The sequence below is a fragment of the Sinomonas sp. G460-2 genome, assembly GCF_047759905.1.
GTDB lineage: Bacteria > Actinomycetota > Actinomycetes > Actinomycetales > Micrococcaceae > Sinomonas.
On record NZ_JBKZWT010000130.1, the window covers coordinates 1 to 9,517 of the forward strand.

Genomic DNA, 9,517 nt, shown 5'->3' on the forward strand with positions numbered 1-9,517 from the left:
CGAACCGCGCGCCGTCGCCGCCCACCTCGCGGAAGATCGGAATGTCGCTCGCAATGACGGGCGTCCCCAGTGACATCGCCTCGACGAGCGGGAGCCCGTAGCCCTCCGAGCGCGAGAGGCTCACGAGCGCGGTCGCCTCGCGCAGGATCGCCTCGTACTCCTCCTCGCTCACGCCGCCGTGGAACTCGACGGACGCCCCCGCCGGGACGAGCGCGTCGAGCTCCGCCCGGCGCGCGGGAGAGACGCGGCTCAGGAGGTGAAGGGTGTAGTCGGGCAGCGCCGCCATCCCGGCGATGACCGTCTCGACGTTCTTGTAGGGCATGAACGAGCCCATGTAGACGAGGCTGCGCTTGGGTGCCTCGTTCGGGTCGCGCGGCACGCGGCCGCCCTGCGGCGCGTTCCCGATGATCCGCACGGGCCGCCTCGTGAGCCGCTTCTCGGACATGAGCCACTTCGTCGTGTGGCTCACCGTCGCGACGACGTCCGCGCGGTTGAGGAGCGCGCGTTGAGGCCAGTACGCCTTGTGGTAGAGGCGCCAGAGGAGCCGCACCGGCGCGGGGAGGAAGCCCGGCGGCTCGGGGTGCTCGTAGTAGATGAGGTCGTGGAGCGTGAGGATGAGCGGGTAGCGGCGGCCCCACGAGCCCATGGTCTGCATGGGGCAGAACACGACGTCGGGCGCGAGCCCGTTGACGCGGGCGGCGACGAAGAGCTCGGCTGGCGAGAGCGGGCTCGAGACCTTGATGTGCGGGACGTCGGGGAGGAGGGCGAGCTGGCGCTCGTCGCTGATGAGCATCGCGGTCTCGGTGCGGGCCGCGACGGCCTCGATGAGGCTCGCGCCGTAGCGGCTGATGCCGTCATGGTGGTCCGTGCGGGTGAACCGCGCGTCGATGAGGAGCCTCACTCGGCCCCCTCGGCGAGGAAGTCGTGGATCGCCTGGGCTGCCGGCTCGGGCGTCTCATAGTGGATGAGATGGCCGACGCCGGGGATCACCGTGAGCCGCGAGTCGGCGAGCCGCTCGTGGAACCGGCGCACCGCCGCGAGCGGGGCGACCTCGTCCCGATCGCCGGCAATGAGGAGGACAGGCAGCGCGAGTCGGTCCGCGACTTCGGCCGCGGTGTGCGAGACGGAGGCCTCGAACGATTCGAGGAGCATGTCCCGGTTCGCGAAGCTTGAGAAGTGCTCGGCGTGCTGGCCGTGCACGAAGCGGCGGAGCGCGGCGTCCCGCGTCTTCGCCATGGCCTCGCTCATGATCCGCACCACGAGCGCATGGCGCAGGAGCCCGGCCCCCACGCGCTCGGGCAGCGACGCCCCAGCGCGGTAGTACCCCACGGCGAGGCGGCTGAGCACGCCCTTCGTGCCCTCGAGGGCTGGGGCCGAGATCGGGTTGACGAGGATGAGCCGCGCAAACCGCTCCGGATGCGCCGCCACGAAATGCGCCGCGACGATCGAGCCGAACGAATGCCCCAAGAGCACGGCGTCCGGACCGAGCCCCAGCTCGTCCGCGAGGGCGGCGAGCCACGCTGTGTAACCGGTGATGTCGTGCGCGCCCGAGGCGAGCGGCTCGGACGCGCCGAAGCCCGGCAGGTCGGGCATGACGATGCGCACGCCGGGGAGCCGGTCCACGATGCGCAGGAGTCCGTGATGGGTCCCGCGGAACCCGTGCACGGCCAGGACCGTCGGCGCGGAGGCGCCGGCCCCGCCCTCGGGCTCATAGGTGAACACGGCCGTCGCTGCGCCGAGGACTGTGACCGTCGAGCGACGTTCACGAGCATCGAGGCCGGGGGAGAGGAATCCGTCCTGTGCCGTGGCCACCATCAGTTCACCTCGTCGCGCGCGGTCATGCCTCCGACTCTACCGGGCGGCGCCACGCCCGCGAGTCAGGTCTCGAGCGCGAGGAGCGCGCGGACCGTCGCTTCGTCGGCCACGAGCTCCGTGACCAGACGCGCGTTGAGCGCCCCGCGCAGGCTCCGCGCCTTCGCAGGCCCCGAGACGACGCAGAAGCGATGCTCGATCGATCTCATGAGGCGGTGCGAGGGCCCGGTCGCGCGGTCATTGAGCGCGATCCCGCTTGAGCTCCCGTCCTCGCGGAAGAAGACGGTCGCGATGTCTCCGGCTACGCGCTCGGCCGCGAGGCTCGCGACGTCGGCGGCGTCGAGATAGGAGCCCGAATACACGTGGCTCGGCACGTCCGCGTAGACGGAGCCGACGCCGAACACCGCGAGCTTCATGCGGGCCTGGAGATCGAGGACGCGCTTCACGCTCCGCTCGCGCCACATGAGCCGCTTCGTCTCGGCCCGGTCGAAGAACGCGGGCACGGGGAACTCTTCGACCGCGGCGTCGTACGCGGCCCCGAAGCGGCGCACGATCTCGCTCGCGTAGCCGAGGCCCATGGTCTGGGTGTTCGCGGCGCCGTTGAGCTGCACGACCGTGCTGCCATGGGTCGACTTCCGGTTGAGATAGCGGCTCATGGCGGTGAGCGTCGAGCCCCACGCCACTCCCAGCACCATGTCCGACTCGACGAACGGCGTGAGCGTGCGCGCCGCGTACATCGCGACGCGGTCGAGCATCTCCGCCTCATTGAGATTCGCGGCATGCGGCACGATGTGCGCGCGGACGCCGTAGCGGCGGGCCACGGCCGCCTCGAGCTCCACGGACGAATCGAGCGGATCCGAGATCTGGATCTGCACGAGGCCGGTCTCGCGTGCGAAGGTCAGCAGCCGGGACACGGTGGAGCGCGAGGTCCGCAGCTCGCGGGCGATCGCGTCCATCGTGAAGTCCTGCAGGTAATAGAGGCGCGCGGCCAGGAGGGCGTCGCGGTCCTTGCGGGCGATGGGAGAGTGTGCGGAAATCGAATCGTCGGGCCGGTCCCGCCGGGCAGCTGACGGTGTCATGGAACCATTTTTGCACGTATGTGCACAGCCCTTGAACTCACTTCTCAACCTTCCGAAGAATGGACGGTGACCCCACCGCAACGATTCAAGGAGGACGCGTGGCCCAGCACCACGACTCCGGCACCAACGAGCCCGATCAGAGCATCCCGCCGGCTGGCGCGCCCCGCGCGACGATCGGCGCCCTCCGCGACCGCCCGCACGCGCAGGTCCTCATCATCGGCGGCGGGATCAACGGCGTCGCGACGTTCCGAGACCTCGCGCTCCAAGGGATTGATGTGGCCCTCGTCGAACGCGGCGACTACTGCCAGGGCGCGTCCGGAGCCTCCTCGCACATGATCCACGGCGGGATCCGCTATCTCGAGAACGGCGAGTTCCGCCTCGTCCACGAGTCCGTCGTCGAGCGCAATCGCCTCCTGCGCATCGCGCCCCACTACGTGAAGCCCCTACAGACCACGATCCCGATCTTCAGCACGTTCTCGGGGCTCCTCAACGCACCGTTCCGCTTCCTGGTCCACCGCAAGGGCAAGCCGCACGCACGGGGCGCGCTGCTCATCAAGCTCGGTCTCTCGCTGTACGACACGTTCTCGCGCGAGGGCGGCGCGGTGCCCCGGCATCGCTTCGTGGGGCGCGAGCGGGCCCTCGCGGACCTTCCGCAGCTGCGGCCCGACGTCAAATACACCGCGACGTACTTCGACGCCTCGGTGCACAATCCCGAGCGGCTCACGCTCGATGTGCTCCGAGACGGGCTGGACGCCGGCGCCGAGGCGGGAGGCCTCCGGGCGCGGGCGGCCAACTACGTCAGCGCGGTAGCGACGGACGACGGCGCGGTGCGGCTCCGCGACGAGCTCACCGGTGAGGAATTCGCCTTCTCTGCGGGCGTCGTCGTCAATTGCACGGGCGCGTGGACCGACGAGACCAACGCCGCCCTCGGCTCAGGCACCCACTTCATGGGCGGCACCAAGGGCTCACACATCGTCCTTGACGCGCCGGAACTGCTCGGGGCCTGCGCGGGGCGCGAGATCTTCTTCGAGCACACGGACGGGCGCATCGTGCTCATCTACCCGATCGGGGACAGGGTCCTCGTGGGCACGACCGATATCCACGCGGCGGGCGACCTCGATCCAGTGTGCACGGACGAAGAAATCGAGTACTTCTTCGACCTCATGCGCCACGTCTTCCCGGGCGTCCGGGTGGGCCGCGAGCAGATCGTCTATACGTTCTCCGGTGTCCGGCCCCTTCCCCGGCACAGCGACACGGCCCCCGGATTCGTGTCCCGCGACTATCGGATCGAGCGCGCAGGCGGAACGGTCGGCAAGCCTGTGCGGCTGAGTCTCGTGGGCGGCAAGTGGACCACGTTCCGCGCGCTGTCGGAGCAGCTCGCGAACCGCGTTCTCGGCGAACTCGGCGCACAGCGCCGCACCAACACGGAGGAGCTCGCGATCGGCGGTGGCGCGGGGTTCCCCTCCGACCCCGCGGCGCGCGAGGAATGGCTCAAGGCCCACCTCGGCCCGGGCATCGACGCGGCCCGCGCCGAGGTCCTCCTCGAGCGCTACGGCACGCGGGCCGCGGAGGTGATCGCGTTCCTCCGCGAAGGCGAAGACAGCCTGCTCAAGAGCACCCACGAGTTGAGCGACCGCGAGCTCGCCTATCTCGCCCACTACGAGCAGATCGGCCACGCCGTCGACGTGCTCATCCGCCGGACGTCGCTCGCGTTCCGCGGGCTCGTCACGCGCGAGCTCGTCTGGGAGGTCGCGTCGGCGCTCGCGCCCCACCTGGGCTGGGACGGGAGCCGGGTCGCGGCCGAAGCCGAGCACGCGCTGGGCACGCTCGCGGAGTCACACCGCGTGGACGCCGATCAACTGGTTGGCTGAGACCCGGAGCGGCTGACGCCCCGGTATCGTACCCACAGCGCATCCATTCCGAAGGAGCAGTGAATGTCTGAGCCGACCCCGAGCCCCCGCTACGTCCTCGCGATCGACCAGGGGACCACGAGCACGCGCGCGATCGTGTTCGACCACGGCGGCTCGATCGTCTCGACCGGCCAGCTCGAGCACGAGCAGATCTTCCCACAGGCCGGCTGGGTCGAGCACGATCCCCTCGAGATCTGGGACAATGCGCGCAAGGTCATGGCCGAGGCCCTCACTGCGTCTCGGCTCACGAGGGACGAAATCTGTGCGGTGGGCATCACGAATCAGCGCGAGACCGCCGTCGTGTGGGACAAGACCACGGGCGAGCCCGTCTACAACGCGATCGTCTGGCAGGACACCCGAACGCAAGCCATCGTCGACGCGCTCGCGGCGGAGGGCGGCGTCGAACGCTTCAAAGCCACGGTGGGCCTCCCGCTCGCCACGTACTTCTCGGGGACGAAGATCGCGTGGATCCTCGACCATGTCGAGGGCTCGCGCGAGCGCGCCGAGGCGGGCGAGCTCCTGTTCGGCAACACCGACGCGTGGATCCTGTGGAACCTCACGGGCGGGATCGACGGCGGGGTTCACGTCACGGACGTCACGAACGCGTCCCGCACCTTGTTCATGGACCTCGAGACTCTCGGGTGGGATCAGGGCATCCTCGACGCGTTCGGCGTCCCCTCGTCGATGCTGCCCGAGATCCGCTCGTCGTCCGAGGTCTACGGGACGGTGCACGGCTCCCTGCCCCTCGCGGGCGTGCCGGTGGCGGGCATCCTCGGCGACCAGCAGGCCGCGACGTTCGGGCAGGCCGCATTCGCCGAGGGCGAGGCGAAGAACACGTACGGCACGGGCTGCTTCCTCATCTTCAACACGGGAGAGGAGATCGTTCACTCGAAGAACGGCCTGCTCACGACCGTCGGCTATCGGCTCGGAGACGCTGCGCCGCACTACGCGCTCGAGGGTTCGATCGCCGTCACGGGATCGCTCATCCAGTGGCTGCGCGACAACCTCGGCCTCATCGAGTCCGCGCCCCAGGTCGAGAATCTCGCGCTCTCGGTCGAGGACAACGGCGGCGTCTACATCGTGCCCGCGTTCTCGGGTCTCTTCGCACCGTATTGGCGGGCCGACGCGCGCGGTGCCATCGTGGGCCTGACCCGCTTCGTCAACAAGGGCCACATCGCCCGCGCCGCACTCGAGGCGACCGCGTTCCAGACCCGCGAGGTGCTCGACGCGGTCAACGCGGACTCGGGCGTCCCGCTGAGCGAGCTCAAGGTCGACGGCGGCATGGTCGCCAACGACGCGCTCATGCAGTTTCAGGCCGACATCCTCGGCGTCGACGTCGTGCGCCCGAAGGTCATCGAGACGACGGCGCTGGGCGCCGCGTACGCCGCGGGCCTCGCGGTTGGCTTCTGGAAGGACCTCGGCGAGCTCTCCGCGAATTGGGGCGAGGGGCGGCGCTGGTCCCCGGCGATGGACTCGGCCGAGCGGGACCGTCAGCTGCGCCTGTGGAAGAAGGCCGTCACGAAGTCGATGGACTGGGTCGACGACGACGTGCGCTAGGCCCGGCCCCGCGCGTCGCCTTCGCTCGCGGTGCCTGCGCTAGGATGTTGCGTATGCATGGTGTCCTCCTCCTTTCCTAGCCGCTCGTCACGAGCGGCAGCCCCTCCCTGTGAGGGGCTTTTGTGTGTCAGGAGGCAGGTGCCTGCAGGCGAGGCGGACGCCGCGGCGGCCGCGAGGGGAAACAGACAGTGGAGAGAAGCACGGTGAGCGAAGAGCAGGGCGCGGAGCAGACGACTGCAAGCGTGGCGGAGTCCGCCTACAGCTTTGCCGCAATCGAGGCCAGGTGGCCGTCGGTGTGGGACGAGCTGGGCGTCTTCACGCCCCACGACGACGGGAGCCGCCCGCGCCGCTATGTCCTCGACATGTTCCCGTACCCTTCGGGGGACCTCCACATGGGCCACGCCGAGGCGTTCGCAATGGGCGACGTCGTGGCCCGCTACTGGCGCCTCAAGGGCTTCGATGTGCTCCACCCGATCGGCTGGGACTCGTTCGGCCTCCCCGCGGAAAACGCCGCCATCAAGCGCAACGCGCATCCCGCCGAGTGGACGTACGCCAACATCGAGACACAGGCCGCGTCCTTCAAGCGCTACGCCCTGAGCCTCGACTGGTCGCGCCGCCTGCACACCTCTGACCCTGACTACTACCGCTGGACCCAGTGGCTCTTCCTGCGCTTCTACGAGCGCGGACTCGCCTACCGGAAGAACCACCCGGTCAACTGGTGCCCCAAGGACCAGACCGTGCTCGCGAACGAGCAGGTGGTCAACGGCGTGTGCGAACGCTGCGGCACGCCGGTCACGAAGAAGGCCCTCAACCAGTGGTACTTCAAGATCACTGACTACGCCGACCGCCTGCTCGATGACATGACCGAGCTCGAGGGCCACTGGCCCGAGCGAGTCCTCGCGATGCAGCGCAACTGGATCGGTCGCTCCGAGGGCGCGCACGTCGACTTCGTGATCGAGGCGACGGACACCCAGGGCGCGCAGCCCGAGCGCAAGGTCACCGTCTTCACGACGCGCCCGGACACGCTCTACGGCGCCACATTCTTCGTCGTCGCCGCGGACGCCGACCTCGCCGGCGAGCTCGTCGCACCGGCGCAGGCGGGGGCGCTCGCCGAGTACCAGGACCGGGTCAAGGCGCTGTCCGAAATCGAGCGGCAGAACACCGACCGTGAGAAGACCGGCGTTTTCTTGGGCCGCTACGCCGTCAACCCCCTGAGCGGCGAGCGCCTCCCGGTCTGGGCCGCCGACTACGTCCTCGCCGACTACGGCACGGGCGCGATCATGGCCGTCCCGGCGCACGATCAGCGCGACCTCGACTTCGCGCGCGCGTTCGGGCTGTCCGTCCGCCCTGTGCTCGAGACGGGCGAGGAGGATCCCGCGGAGACCGGCATCGCGACCTCCGGCGAGGGCACGATCGTGAACTCGGGTCCGCTCGACGGGCTGTCGAAGGCCGAGGGCATCGCGAAGGCGATCGAGATCGTCGAGGCCGCGGGGACCGGCTCTGGCACGGTCAACTACCGCCTCCGCGACTGGCTCCTGTCGCGGCAGCGCTTCTGGGGCGCGCCGATCCCGATCATCCACTGCGAGGCGTGCGGCGAGGTGCCCGTGCCGGACAGCGAGCTCCCCGTGCGGCTCCCCGACGATCTGCGCGGCGAGCAGCTCGCACCGAAGGGCACGTCGCCCCTCGCGGCGGCCGAGCATTGGGTCAACGTCGCATGCCCCTCGTGCGCGGGGCCGGCCAAGCGAGACACCGACACGATGGATACGTTCGTGGACTCCTCGTGGTACTACCTGCGTTACCTCTCGCCCGAGTACACGGAGGGCCCGTTCGACCCCGACGCGGCAAAGCGCTGGATGCCCGTTGCGCAGTATGTGGGCGGCGTGGAGCATGCGATCCTGCACCTGCTGTACAGCCGGTTCTTCACGAAGGTCATGAAGGACATGGGCCTCGTCGACTTCGACGAGCCGTTCGCGTCCCTCATGAACCAGGGCCAGGTGCTCAACGGCGGACGGGCCATGAGCAAGTCACTGGGCAACGGGGTGGACCTCGGCGAGCAGCTCGACCAGTTCGGCGTCGACGCGGTGCGGCTCACCATGGTGTTCGCGTCACCGCCCGAGGACGACGTCGACTGGGCCGACGTCTCGCCCGCAGGCTCGGCGAAGTTCCTCGCCCGCGCGTGGCGTCTGGGCCAGGACGTGACGAGCGCCCCAGGTGTCGATCCGGCGGTGGGCGACCGGGCCCTGCGCTCGGTGACGCATAGGACGCTCGCCGACGCGTCCGAGCTCGTCGAGGCGCACAAGTTCAACGTCGTCGTCGCGAAGGTCATGGAGCTCGTCAACGCGACCCGCAAGGCGATCGACAACGGCCCGGGCGGCTCCGATCCGGCCGTGCGCGAGGCCGTCGAGGCCGTCGCGATCATCCTGAGCCTCGTCGCGCCGTACACGGCCGAGGACCTGTGGGCCACGCTCGGCCACGAGCCGTCGGTCGCGAACGCGGCGTGGCCTGCCCACGATCCGTCGCTGCTCGTCGAGGAGACGGTCACCGCCGTCGTCCAGGTTCAGGGCAAGGTGCGCGACAGGCTCGACGTCGCCCCGGACATCGCGGAGGACGCGCTCCGCGAGCTGGCGCTCGCGTCGCCGAACGTGCAGCGCGTCCTGGATGGCCGCGGCATCCGTACGGTCATCGTGCGGGCGCCGAAGCTTGTGAACATCGTCCCGGCGTAGCGTCGGGCGGGCCTCGGGCGTGACTGAGCGATCAGCGGTGGGCTGGCTGAGGAACCGCTTCAGCGCGGAGCGTCTCAACCGCCTGCTGCCGGCGCCCCGGGGAGCAGACGCGCCGTCGGTTCGGACCGCGATCGTGACCGACAGCGCCGCGGGCCTCCTGCCGGAGTGGACCAAGCCCGCCGAGGCCCGCGGCTGGTTCGCCGTCGTGCCGCTCTCGATCATGGCCGGCGACGAGATCTTCTCCGATGGGCCAGAGGCTGTTGCCGCGCTCGGCATCGCCCTGGCCGCGGGCCGGCCCGTCAGGACGTCGCGCCCCGCCCCCGGCCTGTTCGAGCGCGTGTACCGCGAGCTCGCGCAGGCCGGCTATGGAGCGATCGTCTCCATTCATCTGTCGGGGGCGCTGTCGGGCACGGCCGACGCGGCACGGCTCGCCGCC

The 9,517-nt window shown here is 70.0% G+C and carries 7 protein-coding genes; 4 read left to right on the forward strand and 3 right to left on the reverse strand.

Going from position 1 to position 9,517, the window contains the following annotated elements:
* The 3 genes from ACLN58_RS12860 to ACLN58_RS12870 form a co-directional block, all read right to left on the reverse strand.
* The coding region (locus ACLN58_RS12860; protein WP_415855657.1) for a glycosyltransferase at window positions 1-901 on the reverse strand (901 nt) is incomplete at its 3' end.
* Window positions 898-1,815: an alpha/beta fold hydrolase gene (locus ACLN58_RS12865; RefSeq protein WP_415855658.1), complete on the reverse strand. Its 918-nt coding sequence runs from the start codon at window positions 1,813-1,815 to the stop codon at window positions 898-900. The genes ACLN58_RS12860 and ACLN58_RS12865, both read right to left, overlap by 4 nt.
* A gap of 62 nt (window positions 1,816-1,877) precedes the next feature.
* Window positions 1,878-2,891 (reverse strand): sugar-binding transcriptional regulator, encoded by a 1,014-nt coding sequence (locus ACLN58_RS12870; RefSeq protein WP_415855659.1) that lies wholly within the window; start codon window positions 2,889-2,891, stop codon window positions 1,878-1,880.
* Between the two features lie 98 nt (window positions 2,892-2,989).
* On the opposite strand from ACLN58_RS12870, the gene ACLN58_RS12875 reads away from it, so the two are divergent.
* The 4 genes from ACLN58_RS12875 to ACLN58_RS12890 form a co-directional block, all read left to right on the forward strand.
* Entirely contained in the window at window positions 2,990-4,762 is a 1,773-nt protein-coding gene (locus tag ACLN58_RS12875) for an FAD-dependent oxidoreductase (protein WP_415855660.1), read from the forward strand.
* Window positions 4,763-4,825: 63 nt separating this feature from the next.
* A complete protein-coding gene (gene glpK / locus ACLN58_RS12880) occupies window positions 4,826-6,358 on the forward strand; it encodes a glycerol kinase GlpK (RefSeq protein WP_415855661.1) in 1,533 nt (510 codons plus the stop codon).
* 203 nt (window positions 6,359-6,561) lie between these two features.
* A complete protein-coding gene (leuS, locus tag ACLN58_RS12885; protein ID WP_415855662.1) occupies window positions 6,562-9,081 on the forward strand; it encodes a leucine--tRNA ligase in 2,520 nt (839 codons plus the stop codon).
* 19 nt (window positions 9,082-9,100) lie between these two features.
* On the forward strand, window positions 9,101-9,517 hold a 417-nt coding region (locus tag ACLN58_RS12890), incomplete at its 3' end, for a DegV family protein (protein WP_415855663.1).

Excerpts from the sequence above, each read along its gene's own strand:
- ACLN58_RS12865 (WP_415855658.1), bottom strand. The coding sequence starts at position 1,815 with ATGGTGGCCACGGCACAGGACGGATTCCTCTCCCCCGGCCTCGATGCT.
- ACLN58_RS12870 (WP_415855659.1), bottom strand. The coding sequence starts at position 2,891 with ATGACACCGTCAGCTGCCCGGCGGGACCGGCCCGACGATTCGATTTCC.
- glpK (WP_415855661.1), top strand. The coding sequence starts at position 4,826 with ATGTCTGAGCCGACCCCGAGCCCCCGCTACGTCCTCGCGATCGACCAG.